This window comes from Microbacterium sp. sgz311019 (genome assembly GCF_056135325.1).
The window spans coordinates 489,074-502,058 of record NZ_JBWAXO010000001.1 but is presented as its reverse complement, the minus strand read 5'-3'; the positions used below and the strand labels follow the sequence as shown (position 1 = coordinate 502,058).

Below are 12,985 nucleotides of genomic sequence, written 5' to 3'. Positions count from 1 at the left end.
GTCCAATTCACATATTGTGGATGCATGGACTCCCGATTGTCGGCCCGTGCCCTCGCGATGCAGCTCGGCGGATGGCGCACGCGCGAGCCCGCCTACGAGGCCCTGGCCGACGGCATCCGCGTGCTCTGCCTCGACGGCAGGATCGCACCCCGCACCGCGCTTCCCGCCGAGCGCGAACTTGCGGTGGCGCTGCGGGTCAGCCGCACGACCATCGCCACCGCGTACCGGAGCCTGCGCGACTCCGGCCACATCGAGAGCGTCCGCGGCTCGGGCAGTGTCACGCTGCCCGGTGCGCGATCCGGCGGGGCGGCGGCACTCGGTGCGCGCGAGGGCGATCTCGACCTCCAGCAGGCGTGCCCGCCGGCGTGGCCTGGCCTCGGCGGTGTCGTGTCCGATGTGATGGCGTCGGCCACATCGCTCCTCGGCCGACACGGGTACGACATCATCGGTGGCAACGGCCTGCGGCGGGCGATCGCCGATCGCTACACGCGCTCGGGCGTGCCTACGGCGCCGGAGGAGATCATGGTGACCTCGGGCGCGCAGAGCGCGATCCACCTCCTCGCATCGCTTCTCGTCTCCCGCGGCGACCGTGCCGTGATCGAGACGCCGACCTACCCGCATGCCGCGGAGGCGTTGCGCCGGGCCGGAGCACGTCTCGTGCCCGTGCCTGTGTCGGCCGAGTCCGGCTGGGACATCGACAGGGCGACGCAGGCGTTCGCGCGGACCCTTCCCACCGTCGCGTACCTGATGCCGGACTTCCAGAACCCCACCGGAAGCTCCATGGGCGTCCAGGAGCGCGAGGCGATCATCTCCGCGGCGGCGCGGTCGGGGACCGTCCTGGTCATCGACGAGACGACCGCCGACCTCGACATCGACCGCGGGCAGTTGCTCCCGCCCTTCGGTGCCGGCGCCGGCGAGCGGGGCGTCGAGCTGGTGCGCATCGGTTCCCTCGGCAAGACCGTGTGGGGCGGTCTGCGGGTCGGATGGATCCGGGCGGACGCGTCGCTCATCCGCCGTCTCGCGGCACTCCGCTCTGCGTACGACTTGGGAACCCCCGAACTCGAGCAGGCGATCGCCCAGCGCCTCGTCGAGTCGCTCGACACCATCCTTCCCCAGCGGTCCGACCTGCTGCGCGACGGGCGCGATACCGCGATCGCCGCCCTCGCGAAGCGGCTTCCCACGTGGGATGTCCCGCGGCCATCGGGGGGAGTCGCCCTGTGGATCGGGCTGGACGCACCGCTCAGCACGAGTCTGGTGCTCGATGCCCGCTCCTCGGGCCTCCTGGTCTCAGCCGGACCTCTGTTCGGCGTGGACGGCGGACACGACGCCCGCCTCCGTCTGCCGTACACGGTTCCGCCCGCCGACCTCGAGCGCGCGGTGGAGATCCTCGCGGACAGCTGGGAGCGCGTTCGGGATGGTGCGCCGGCCGATCTCGTCGGCCGGCTCGAAGCGGTGGTCTGACCGGATCGGGATGACAGCAGGCGGTTCATCGCGAGTACCGGAGTGCCGCGACCGCGTCGTCTGCGGACCAGAACTGCCCGACCTCCCGGAAGACGCGCGTCGGCGCATGGAAGCGCTGCGCTCGGTAGCGGACATCGGTCGGCGAAGCATCCATCGTCACGTGCCCGAGCGCGCGTCCCGCAGCATCGAGGATTCGCCAGCGACCCGGGCCCACGCGGATGGCGCGGACGCCGAGGCTCCGGTCGAGCGTCAAAGAGTCATCGCGGAGCAGTGTTCGTTCGATCATCGTCGTCATTGAAACCCCCTCATATAGAAGATAAATTCGACCTCCGACATTCCCGCCGGACTGCTGGCTCGGTCTCCTCCCCAATGACGGCGCGGCATGTCGTTCTCCACGGCGCTGCCGCCGTCCGCTTTCGAGCCCGGACCCCGCACGCACAGTTGACCCAGCTCCGGCGCCCGAACGGGCACGGGGCGCCGGAGCATCCGGGGAGAGTCCCCGGAGGAAAGGACTGCGTCATGGACACCATCACCATCACGGGCAACGTCGCCACGGCCCCCGAGCGGCGGACGACGGCGAGCGGCATCCCCGTCACGACGTTCCGCGTGGCCGCGGGTCAGCGGAGGTTCGACAAGGAGAGTGAGAAGTGGGTGGAGTCGGCGACCAACTGGTACACCGTGTCTGCCTTCCGCGCGCTCGGCGAGCACGCGTATATGTCGCTGCATCGCGGCGAGCGCGTCATCGTCACGGGCCGGTTGCGCCTGCGCGACTGGGAGACGCCGACCAAGCGCGGCACGAGCGCCGAGATCGATGCGGACGCGGTCGGGCACGACCTGCTCTGGGGCACGTCGGTCTTCCGGCGCTTCGAGCAGGGCGCGCCGGGCGAGTCCCGTCAGACCGAGGGCTGGACGGTGGATGCCGGGCCGGCCGAGGCAGGCAAGGACGACGACGGCTGGAATGCGCCGGGACTGACTCCCGCCGAGAGCGAAGGCGACGCCGACGCCGAGGAGGCCCGGCGCGGCCTCGACGAGCTGCTGCCGGAGACGGATCGTGCGCTCGCTCTCGCGGGCGTCTCCGAGGAGGCTCCCTTCTGATCCCTGCGACGGTCGCGGTGGGCGATCAGACGGCGCACGTAGACTCGTGCCGTGCCCACCGCGACCGCCCACCGCGCGCTCCTAACCCGGCGGCGGATGCGAGGCGTCACGGTTGTCGCGCTCGTGCTCGTCGCCGGCATCCTCGCCGGCTGCACGCCGGGCGGCTCGACGCCGACGGGATCCGGGCCGGCACGGTCGACGACAGGCGGGTCGAGCGGGATGGGCGGCTCGGGCGGGACGGGCGGCGGGACCGGAGCTTCCGCGTCCCCGACGCCCCCGGCCACGTTCATTCCCGACGGCACCGCCGAGCAGAACCTCCCGATCTTCACGCAGACCGTCGAGCAGGTGTGGGCGTCAGCACAGAAGGCGCAGGGGCGGGCCTACGTCGATGCCCTGGTCGCGGCCGGGTTCGACAAGGGCGCCATGCAGGTCACCAACGACAAGTCCACAGTGGGCAACCCCGCGGAGAGCATCGAGTTCTCCGTCAGGATGGGCGACCAGTGTCTCGTCGGCCAGGTCGGACCCGCGATCGGAGACCCGGTCACCGCTGTCCTCCCCGTCCTCGGCGGCGGCACATGCCTTCTCGGGAACACGCGGCCGATCAACTGGTGAGAGCGGCTTCGGGCCGCCCCGTAGACTGGACCGGTTATGGCTGAGTACATCTACCAGATGGTTCGTGCCCGCAAGTCCGTGGGCGACAAGCTGATCCTCGACGACGTCACGATGGCGTTCCTGCCCGGCGCCAAGATCGGCATGGTCGGTCCGAACGGAGCCGGCAAGTCGACGATCCTCAAGATCATGGCGGGACTCGATCAGCCGTCCAACGGCGACGCGAAGCTGACGCCAGGCTTCAGTGTGGGCATCCTCATGCAGGAGCCCGTGCTCGACGAGACGAAGACGGTCCTCGGGAACATCCAGGACGGCATCGCGATCAAGGCGAAGGTCGACCGGTTCAACGAGATCTCGGGGTTGATGTCCGACCCCGACGCCGACTTCGACGCGCTCCTCGCCGAGATGGGCCAGCTTCAGGAGGAGATCGACGCGGCCGACGCCTGGGACCTCGACTCCCAGCTGGACCAGGCGATGGACGCGCTGCGCACGCCGCCGGGCGACGCGCAGGTCTCGAACCTCTCCGGCGGCGAGAAGCGCCGCGTCGCGCTCACGAAACTCCTGCTCCAGAAGCCCGACCTCCTCCTGCTGGACGAGCCCACCAACCACCTCGATGCCGAGAGCGTGCTCTGGCTCGAGCAGCACCTGCAGAAGTACGCCGGCGCCGTCATCGCCATCACCCACGACCGCTACTTCCTCGACAACGTCGCGGAGTGGATCGCCGAGGTCGACCGTGGCCGGCTCATCGGCTACGAGGGCAACTACTCGACCTATCTCGAGAAGAAGTCCGAGCGACTGGAGGTTCAGGGCAAGAAGGACGCCAAGCTCGCGAGGCGCCTGTCCGAAGAGCTCGACTGGGTCCGCTCGAACGCGAAGGGCCGTCAGGCCAAGTCGAAGGCGCGCCTCGCGCGCTACGAGGAGATGGCCGCCGAGGCCGACCGGACGCGGAAGCTCGACTTCGAGGAGATCCAGATCCCGCCGGGGCCGCGCCTGGGCAGCATCGTGATCGAGGCGAAGAAGCTCGCGAAGGGCTTCGACGGCCGCTCGCTCATCGACGGCCTGAGCTTCAGCCTTCCCCCGAACGGCATCGTCGGCGTGATCGGACCCAACGGCGTCGGCAAGACGACGCTCTTCAAGACGATCGTCGGCCTCGAGCCACTCGACGGCGGCGACCTGAAGATCGGCGAGACGGTCAAGATCAGCTACGTGGATCAGTCCCGCGCGAATATCGACCCGCAGAAGACGCTGTGGGAGGTCGTGTCCGACGGTCTCGACATCATCACGGTCGGCAAGACGGAGATCCCCTCGCGCGCCTACGTCTCGAAGTTCGGCTTCAAGGGGCCCGACCAGCAGAAGAAGGCCGGAGTCCTGTCCGGCGGTGAACGCAACCGTCTGAACCTCGCACTCACGCTCAAGGAGGGCGGCAACCTGCTCCTTCTCGACGAGCCGACGAACGACCTCGACGTCGAGACGCTGCAGTCGCTGGAGAACGCCCTGCTCGAGTTCCCCGGCTGTGCCGTGGTCATCACGCACGACCGGTGGTTCCTCGACCGCATCGCGACGCACATCCTCGCTTACGAGGGGACGGACGAAGACCCGGACAAGTGGTATTGGTTCGAGGGCAACTTCGAGGCGTACGAGCAGAACAAGATCGAGCGACTCGGCCCGGACGCGGCCCGCCCGCACCGCACCGCGTATCGCAAGCTGACGCGTGACTGAGCAGGATTCGAGCGCCGGCGGCCAGCGTCTGCACGTTCCCATCCACCTGCGGTGGGGAGACCTCGACGCGTTCAACCACGTGAACAACACGTCGATGCTGAAGCTCCTCGAAGAGGCGCGTGTGCGCATCTTCTGGCTGCCGGAGCCCGGCGAGGAGGCTCCGCCGACCGCCGTGCTGAGCTCGGGGCTGAATGCCGGCATCCTGACCCTCATCGCCCGGCAGGAGATCGAGTACCTCGCGCCGGTGCCCTACCAGCGGCACCCGCTCGACGTGCAGCTGTGGTTCGGCAAGCTCGGCGGCTCGAGCATCGACGTCTGCTACGAGGTCTACAGCCCCCGGGAGACGGCGGGCGAGAACGGGCAGACGCTCTATGCCCGCGCCGTCACGACGGTCGTGAAGGCGGATGCCGCCACCGGCCGTCCTCTGCGGCTCTCGCCCGAGGAGCGGGCGGCCTGGCGCCCGTACGAGGGAGCGCCGGTCGCGTTCACCCACCGCGGCTGAACGGGCGGCGTCAGGGGGCGATCGGCACGCGGATCGTGATCTCCTGGGCGACGCTCGCGAGCAGATCCCCGGTTTCGGCGTAGATCCGTCCCTGGGCGAGACCGCGGCCGCCGCGAGCGGATGGCGACTCCTGCACGTACAGCAGCCAGTCGTCGACACGGCCGGGCCGGTGCCACCACATCGCGTGGTCGAGGCTCGCGACCTTGATGCCGGGCGTCGCCCACGAGACACCGTGGGCGCGCAGGATCGACTCCTGGATCGTCAGATCGCTGAGGTACGCGAGCGCGGCGCGATGCAGCGCCGGGTCGTCGGGCAGCGCGCGCCGCGCCCGCATCCACACAGCCTGCCGCGGCACGTGCTCGCCTTCCACCCGCGCATAGATCGGCGAGGGGACGTGCCGCAGGTCGACGGGAAGATCCCGGTAGAACCGCTTCGACATCGGGTGGAGGCCGGTCAGCGAGTCCTCGACGGCGGGAAGCTCGTGCGGGGCGGGGATGCCGTCGGGCATGGGCTTCTGGTGCTCGAGACCCGGGTCGACGTCCTGGAAGGACGCGATCATCGAGAAGATCGGCACGCCGTCCTGGTACGCCTGCGTGCGCCGGGTCGAGAAGGACCGTCCGTCGTGGATCCGGTCGACCGCGAACGTGATTCCTTGGCCTGCATCGCCCGGGCGCAGGAAGTAGCCGTGCATGCTGTGGGCGATGCGGTCCTCCGCGACGGTGCGGGAGGCGGCCACGATCGACTGCGCGAGCACCTGTCCGCCGTACACGCGACCGAGCGGCATGGACTGCGAGACCCCGGTGAAGATGTCCTCGGTCGTGCGGGCATCCGATGCGGCGAGGTCGAGCACCGCGAGCATGGACGACACGGGGTCGATCGAGGGCGCCTCGCCGTCATCAGATGTCACGTAAGCCTCCGTCTCGCGACGCAGGCGGCCGCATGATTGGTAGTTTAGGGCGGATGTCCGAGCGCCTTCTGTTCCCCGACCCGCTCGCAGCGGCCGATCTCCTCACCTTCGCCGGGCGCGCCGCGCGCCTCGGCGACGGGGCCGTGCGCCTCACCGCATCGGCCGGCACGCTCACGACGACAGCGGCTCCGCTCTCACCGCGCGGGCTGTTCGATACGACGCCGACGGTGCTCGGGATGCGGGCGCTGGCGGTGGACCCGGAGCTCGAATGCGACCTCGTCGTCGAGGCGTCCGCGCTGCAGCAGGCACCTGACGCCCCGAACGAGGTGGTGCTGCCGGAGACGGCGCTCGCACCCTCGTGGGCCGGCATCCAGCCCCCGCGGACCGGTTGGGAGCCCAGAGGCGAGATCGCCGCCGCGCAGCTGGCCGCCCGAGCCCAGTGGGGGATCGCCGCGGTCGCTGAATCGGTGCCGACCGACGCGGGTGAGGATGCGGTGCGCGCAGTGCGCGCGCAGGTGTGGGGTCAGGCCGACGACACCCTCCTCGGCCTGCCGATCGGCGTCGCCTTCGCCGCCTTCGCCCTGGGCTTCATCGGGGGATCGGAGCAGGCGCGCGTGCTCGTCTCCGGCCCCTGGACGCGCATCGCTCTCGCGCGCGGCCACGTGATCGTGCGGGGACCGTCGGTCACCGGGCTCACCGCCGTGCGGCCCACCGGACGCGGCTGACGGGTTCAGCTGCCTCCCGCCCGCGGTGACTACAGCGCGGCCGCGACGGCACGGCCGGCCGCACGGCCGGAGAACAGGCAGCCGCCGAGGAACGTGCCTTCGAGGGCACGGTAGCCGTGGACTCCGCCGCCCCCGAAGCCCGCGGCCTCGCCGACCGCGTACAGGCCGGGAACCGGCTGCCCGTCCGCTCCGAGTGCCCGTCCGGAGAGGTCCGTCTCGATGCCGCCGAGCGACTTGCGCGTCAGAACGTGCAGCTTCACGGCGATGAGCGGCCCGGCCTCGGGATCGAGGATGCGGTGCGGCGCCGCGGTGCGGATGAGCCTGTCGCCCCGGTAGGACCGGGCCGACCGCAGCATCGCCACCTGCGCGTCCTTGGTGAAGTCGTTGTGCATCTCGCGGTCGCGCCCCTCGACCTCGCGGCGCACCTGCTCGGCGTCGAGCGCGTCGCCGCCGGGCAGCGCCCGCATCCCTTCGATCAGCTCGTCGAGCGAGTCGCGCACGACGAAGTCGGCGCCTCGGTCGAGGAACGCCTGCACTGGGCCGGATGCGCCCTTGCCGAGCCGCGACTTCATGAGCAGCGGCACGTCCTTTCCCGTGAGGTCCGGGTTCTGCTCGCTGCCGGAGAGTGTGAACTCCTTCTCGACGATGCGCTGCGAGAGCACGAACCACGAGTGGTCGTGCCCCGTCGTGCGCAGGTGCTCGAGTGTGCCGAGCGTATCGAAGCCCGGGAAGAGCGGGACGGGCAGGCGCGTGCCCGTGGCGTCCAGCCAGATCGACGACGGACCGGGCAGGATGCGGATGCCGTGTCCGGGCCACACCGGATCCCAGTTCTGGATGCCCTCGACGTAGTGCCACATGCGGTCGCCGTTGATGAGGCGGGCGCCTGCGCCGGCCGCCGGCTCCTGCATGGAACCGTCCACATACGCCGGCACACCGGTGACCATGTCGGTGGGCGGGGTGCCGAGGCTCGCCGGCCAGTTGCGCCGCACGAGGTCGTGGTTGCCGCCGATCCCACCCGAGGAGATGATCGTCGCGCCCGCGGCGACGGTGAAGGCGTCGACGACCTCGCGAGAGGTGGCCACCCCTCGCGCAGCGCCGGAGGGCGCCAGCACGTCGCCGGAGGCGCCGGTGACGGTCCCCTCCGTCGTCGTAAGCGTCCTCACGCGATGCCGCGGGAGGATCGTGAGCCGGCCGCTGAGCTCGGCCTCTTCGACGGCCGTGCGGAACGGGGCGACGATGCCCGGGCCGGTGCCCCACGTGATGTGGAAGCGGGGCACCGAGTTGCCCGGCCCGAGTGCCGTATAGCCCCCGCGCTCCGCCCATCCCACGACGGGGAAGAATCCGACGCCCTTCTGCCGAAGCCACGAGCGCTTCTCGCCGCTGGCGAACGCGAGGTACGCCTCCGCCCACGCCCGGGGCCAGCGGTCCTCGTCGCGGTCGAACCCCGCGGTGGCGAACCAGTCCTGGCGGGCGAGCTCGTAGGAGTCGCGGATGCCCATGCGACGCTGCTCGGGGGAGTCGACGAAGAACAGGCCGCCGAACGACCACCAGGCCTGCCCCCCGAGGTTGGTCCGGGGCTCCTGGTCGACGATGACGACGCTCTTGCCGGCGGCGACGGCTTCGCCCGCGGCGACGAGGCCGGCGAGACCCCAGCCGATCACGAGCACGTCGGCGGAGTAGGAGGTGGGTGTCATCGGGCGGGTCCTGGTTCGAAGGTGTTGACCATGGCGAAAGCGGCTCGCTGCAGATAGTCCCACAGCGTCGTCTCGTGCAGGGGGGAGAGCTCGAGCTCGTCGACCGCCTGCCGCATGTGCCCGAGCCACCGGTCGCGGGCGTCGGGGTCGACGTGGAAGGGCATGTGCCGCATGCGCAGACGCGGGTGGCCACGCTGTTCGCTGTACGTCGTCGGGCCTCCCCAGTACTGCTCGAGGAACATCGTCAGCCGGTGGGCGGCAGGCCCGAGGTCCTCCTCGGGGTACATGGGACGCAGGACCTCGTCCTCCGCGACACCGCGGTAGAACGCATCGACGAGCCGCACGAAGGTGTCATGGCCGCCCACCTCCTCGTAGAAGGTGATCGGCTCACGCGACCGCGGCGGGCCGGGAGGGGATGCGGAGCCATCCGTCATGTCGTCTCGTCCTCCTCGGGCGGCTTCTTCTTCGTGTTCTTGGGTGCCGGCGTGCGCTTCGCCTTCCACACGACATCCTCGGGCTTGCCCGTGCCGGTCACGGCCACCGGCTTGGTCTTCGGCGGGTTCGCCCCGCGGACGCGGCTCGCCGCCTCGTAGCCGGAGAGGGTGATGGAGTTCAGCTGCGGGAGCTTCAATCCCAGCGCATCGATCGCGTGCTTCAGGCGCATCCGCAGCTCGCGGGCGACGTCGTCCTTGGCGCCTGCGCGCGTCTTCATCACGAGACGGATGACGAGGGCATCGCCCGTGACGGACTCGAGGCCCCAGATCTCGGGCTCCTCGATGACGCGCGTGCGCCACTTGGGATCCTTCGCGATCGAGTGCGCGGCATCCAGCATCGCCTTCTCGACCTCGTCGATGTCGGCATCCACCGGCACCGCCAGGTCGACGATCACGCGCGACCAGCCGAGCGACATGTTGCCGATGCGCAGGATCTCGCCGTTGCGGACGTACCAGAGCGTGCCGTTCACATCCCGCACCTGCGTGATGCGCACGCTCACCGATTCGACGATGCCCGTCGCGAGCCCCACGTCGACCACATCGCCGATGCCGATCTGGTCCTCGGCGACGATGAAGATGCCGTTCAGGACGTCCTTGACGATGTTCTGCGCCCCGAAGCCGAGGCCGGCGCCGATCGCGGCCGTCAGCAGCGTCAGGGAGCCGAGCGCGTTCGGAGCCAGGATGTTCACGATCAGCAGCAGCGCGATGATCACCGCGGCGACGTTGACGATGTTCTTGAGGATCGACCCGAGGGTGCGGGTGCGCTGGACGAGACGCACCGAGGCCAGCGGGGAGCGCTCCAGCGCCTGCGTGTCGTCGACGTTCGCCTTGGACTTGGCGCCGTTCACGATCCGCGACACGACGCGACGGATCACGACGTGGAGGATCCACACGACGACGAGCGTCCCCACGATGATGCAGACGACCTGCAGGAGGTTCCAGCCCACGCCCACCAGGAACTGCCAGACCTTGTCCCAAAAGGTCGGGCTCGTGATGTCGGGCATGGTGATGTTTGAGAGGAGACGCATCGACGACAGCCTAACGATCAGCGGCTCTGAGTCCGGTCAGAACAACGGTCCCGACACTCCCCGCGCGGGCGCGTGGAGTGTCGGGCCGCGGGGGCCAGCCTCGGCCCGTCGGCCGAGGCATCCGTCCCTGGCTTCGGCGCTACTGGGCGTCGCGCTCCTGCACCGCGAGCGCGCGCTCGACGCCGGCGAGGTTCTCGCTGACGAGGCGGCGCAGCGCCGCAGGGGCATCCTTGTTCGCGGCGAGCCAGCCGCGTGTCGCGTCGCGGAGGGCGACGTTCGCAAGCGCGGCGGGGTAGAGCCCGGTGATCAGGTACTGCGCGATCTGGTACGTGCGCGACTCCCACACCGGCAGCAGCATGTCGAAGTACGGCTGGATGAACTCGGCGAGCAGGTCGCGCGACGCCGGGTTCACGAACCCGAGCGCGGCGGAGCGGACCACCGTGTTGGGCAGCTCATCGCTGTCGACGAGGCTCGCCCACGCGGCGCGCTTCGCCTCCAGCGTCGGCAGGGCGGCCTTGGCCTGCGCGGCGAACTCGCCGCCCTTCGCGGTGTTGTCCTCGGCCAGGGCGGCGTCGATCTCGTCCTCGCTCACGACCCCGCCTGCGGCCAGGGAGACCAGAAGCTGCCACGAGAGGTCGGTGTCGATCTCGAGGCCGTCGAACGCAAGCTCGCCGTCGCGCACGCGGCGCACGCGATCCCACTGGGCGGGAGTGGACGCGGCGGCGGCGAATGACGTGACCAGCTGCAGCTGTCCGTCGCTGCCGGCCTCGGCCGCCTTCGCCAGCTCCCACAGGCCCTCGGCGACGGATGCGCGCGCCGCCTCGCGTCGCTCCGGAGCGACGTACGAGCTCGCGGCCAGCAGCAGCTGTCCGAGGGTCGTGCGCACCGTCGTCGACTCGGTCTCACTGCCGATGTTGCGCAGCACGAGGTGGATGTAGTCGGATGCGGCGGACTCGGCATCCCTCGTCTGATCCCAGGCCGCACCCCACACGAGCGAGCGCGCGAGCGGGTCCGAGATCTTGGCGAGGTGGGCGATCGCGGTCTTCAGCGACCGGCCGTCGAGGCGGATCTTCGCGTACGCGAGATCGTCATCGTTCAGGAGCACCAGGTCGGGACGGACGATGCCCTTGAGCTCAGGGACATCGGTGCGGTCGCCGTCGACGTCGATCTCGATCCGCTGCACCCGGACGAGGGTGTCGCCGCGCAGGCTGTAGAAGCCGACGGCGAGTCGGTGCGGACGGATCGTCGGGTAGTCGGCCGGGGCCGTCTGGACGATCGCGAACCGCGAGATCGTGCCGTCGCCGGCCTCGTCGATGACCGGGGAGAGGGTGTTGACGCCCGCGGTCTCGAGCCACTTGCGCGACCACGTGGTCAGGTCGCGTCCGCTCGTCGACTCGAGCTCGGTGAGAAGATCGCTGAGCTCGGTGTTGCCCCACTGGTGCTTGCGGAAGTAGGCGCCGACACCGGCGAAGAACGCGTCGATGCCCACCCATGCGGCCAGCTGCTTGAGCACCGAGCCGCCCTTGGCGTAGGTGATTCCGTCGAAGTTGACCTGCACGTCCTCGAGGTCGTTGATCGTCGCGACGACGGGGTGCGTCGAGGGCAGCTGGTCCTGGCGGTAGGCCCAGGTCTTCTCCATGGCGTTGAACGTCGTCCACGCCTCGGTCCACTCGGTCGCCTCGGCGGTGGCGATGGTGGACGCCCACTCGGCGAACGACTCGTTCAGCCAGAGGTCGTTCCACCACTTCATGGTGACGAGGTCGCCGAACCACATGTGGGCGAGCTCGTGCAGGATGGTGACGACGCGACGCTCCTTGACGGCATCGGTCACCTTGCTGCGGAAGACATACGTCTCAGTGAAGGTGACCGCGCCCGCGTTCTCCATGGCGCCCGCGTTGAACTCGGGCACGAAGAGCTGGTCGTACTTCGCGAACGGGTAGGCGACGCCGAACTTCTCCTCGAAGTACGCGAAGCCCTGGCGGGTCTTCTCGAAGATGTAGTCGGCGTCGAGGTGCTGCCACAGGCTCTTGCGGCCGTACACGCCCAGGGGGACGACGCGCCCGGAGGCACTCGTCAGCTCCGAGAACGTCGCCTCATACGGGCCGGCGATGAGCGCCGTGATGTACGACGAGATGCGGGGCGTGCGCTCGAAGGCCCACGTCGCCGATCCGTCGCCGTGCTTCTTCGGCTCCGGGGTGGGGGAGTTCGAGACGACCCGCCACGGCTCCGGGGCGGTGACGGTGAACAGGAAGCCCGCCTTGAGGTCGGGCTGCTCGAACACCGTGAACACGCGCCGCGAGTCGGGCACCTCGAACTGCGAGTAGAGGTAGACCTCGTCGTCGACCGGGTCGACGAAGCGGTGCAGGCCCTCGCCGGTGTTCGTGTACAGGCAGTCGGCGTCGACGACGAGCTCGTTCTGCTCGGCGAGGCCTCGCAGCGCGATGCGCGAGTCGGCGAAGACCTCTGCGGGATCGAGCTCGGCGCCGTTCAGCGTGATCGAGCGCACCTCGCGCGCGATGAGGTCGATGAAGGTGTCTGAGCCGGGAACGGCGGCGAAGCGGACGGTGGTGTGCGAACCGAACACCTCGGCGCCCCGGGTCAGGTCGAGGACGACGTCGTACTCGAGCCCTTCGGTCGACGGATCGACGATGGCGCGTCGCTCCTGCGCTTCGATGCGGGTGAGGTTCTCTCCAGGCACTGCGTTGCTCCCGTTGCGTGTGGGGGTAATGCCGCGGACGAGCGCGGGTGGCG

12 protein-coding genes are annotated in these 12,985 nt (G+C 69.9%); 6 read left to right on the top strand and 6 right to left on the bottom strand.

Annotated features, from left to right (window positions below):
- Positions 1 to 24: 24 nt before the first annotated feature.
- Positions 25 to 1,461, top strand: a complete 1,437-nt coding sequence (gene yczR / locus AC0NZN_RS02380; protein ID WP_474590658.1) for a MocR-like transcription factor YczR — start codon at positions 25 to 27, stop codon at positions 1,459 to 1,461.
- 25 nt (positions 1,462 to 1,486) lie between these two features.
- Here yczR and AC0NZN_RS02375 read toward each other — a convergent pair whose 3' ends face one another.
- Positions 1,487 to 1,747 carry a hypothetical protein gene (locus AC0NZN_RS02375; RefSeq protein WP_474590657.1) on the bottom strand — a complete coding sequence of 87 codons (261 nt, stop codon included), beginning with the start codon at positions 1,745 to 1,747 and terminating at the stop codon, positions 1,487 to 1,489.
- Positions 1,748 to 1,980: 233 nt separating this feature from the next.
- On the opposite strand from AC0NZN_RS02375, the gene AC0NZN_RS02370 reads away from it, so the two are divergent.
- From AC0NZN_RS02370 to AC0NZN_RS02355, 4 genes are read left to right on the top strand one after another with little or no spacing between them, the layout of a single operon-like run.
- Positions 1,981 to 2,556 carry a single-stranded DNA-binding protein gene (locus AC0NZN_RS02370; protein WP_474590656.1) on the top strand — a complete coding sequence of 192 codons (576 nt, stop codon included), beginning with the start codon at positions 1,981 to 1,983 and terminating at the stop codon, positions 2,554 to 2,556.
- 51 nt (positions 2,557 to 2,607) lie between these two features.
- Positions 2,608 to 3,168: a DUF6993 domain-containing protein gene (locus AC0NZN_RS02365; RefSeq protein WP_474590655.1), complete on the top strand. Its 561-nt coding sequence runs from the start codon at positions 2,608 to 2,610 to the stop codon at positions 3,166 to 3,168.
- Between the two features lie 36 nt (positions 3,169 to 3,204).
- On the top strand, positions 3,205 to 4,884 hold the full coding sequence (gene ettA / locus AC0NZN_RS02360; RefSeq protein WP_474590654.1) for an energy-dependent translational throttle protein EttA: 1,680 nt from the start codon (positions 3,205 to 3,207) through the stop codon (positions 4,882 to 4,884).
- Positions 4,877 to 5,386 carry an acyl-CoA thioesterase gene (locus AC0NZN_RS02355; protein WP_474590653.1) on the top strand — a complete coding sequence of 170 codons (510 nt, stop codon included), beginning with the start codon at positions 4,877 to 4,879 and terminating at the stop codon, positions 5,384 to 5,386. Before ettA ends, AC0NZN_RS02355 begins: the two co-directional genes overlap by 8 nt.
- Positions 5,387 to 5,396: 10 nt before the next feature.
- Here the strand turns inward: AC0NZN_RS02355 and AC0NZN_RS02350 are convergent, their stop codons facing one another.
- The gene (locus AC0NZN_RS02350; protein ID WP_474590749.1) at positions 5,397 to 6,245 is read right to left on the bottom strand and encodes an acyl-CoA thioesterase; all 849 of its coding nucleotides are present in this window, start codon (positions 6,243 to 6,245) and stop codon (positions 5,397 to 5,399) included.
- Between the two features lie 101 nt (positions 6,246 to 6,346).
- On the opposite strand from AC0NZN_RS02350, the gene AC0NZN_RS02345 reads away from it, so the two are divergent.
- Positions 6,347 to 7,018 carry a DUF8185 domain-containing protein gene (locus AC0NZN_RS02345; RefSeq protein WP_474590652.1) on the top strand — a complete coding sequence of 224 codons (672 nt, stop codon included), beginning with the start codon at positions 6,347 to 6,349 and terminating at the stop codon, positions 7,016 to 7,018.
- Positions 7,019 to 7,047: 29 nt separating this feature from the next.
- Here the strand turns inward: AC0NZN_RS02345 and AC0NZN_RS02340 are convergent, their stop codons facing one another.
- From AC0NZN_RS02340 to pepN, 4 genes are all read right to left on the bottom strand, one after another.
- Positions 7,048 to 8,712: an FAD-binding dehydrogenase gene (locus tag AC0NZN_RS02340; protein ID WP_474590651.1), complete on the bottom strand. Its 1,665-nt coding sequence runs from the start codon at positions 8,710 to 8,712 to the stop codon at positions 7,048 to 7,050.
- On the bottom strand, positions 8,709 to 9,146 hold the full coding sequence (locus AC0NZN_RS02335; RefSeq protein WP_474590650.1) for a globin: 438 nt from the start codon (positions 9,144 to 9,146) through the stop codon (positions 8,709 to 8,711). Before AC0NZN_RS02335 ends, AC0NZN_RS02340 begins: the two co-directional genes overlap by 4 nt.
- Positions 9,143 to 10,234, bottom strand: a complete 1,092-nt coding sequence (locus tag AC0NZN_RS02330; protein WP_474590649.1) for a mechanosensitive ion channel family protein — start codon at positions 10,232 to 10,234, stop codon at positions 9,143 to 9,145. The genes AC0NZN_RS02335 and AC0NZN_RS02330 overlap by 4 nt, the downstream gene beginning before the upstream one ends.
- A gap of 139 nt (positions 10,235 to 10,373) precedes the next feature.
- Positions 10,374 to 12,932, bottom strand: coding sequence for an aminopeptidase N (pepN, locus tag AC0NZN_RS02325; protein ID WP_474590648.1), 2,559 nt, complete (start codon positions 12,930 to 12,932; stop codon positions 10,374 to 10,376).
- Positions 12,933 to 12,985: the final 53 nt, after the last annotated feature.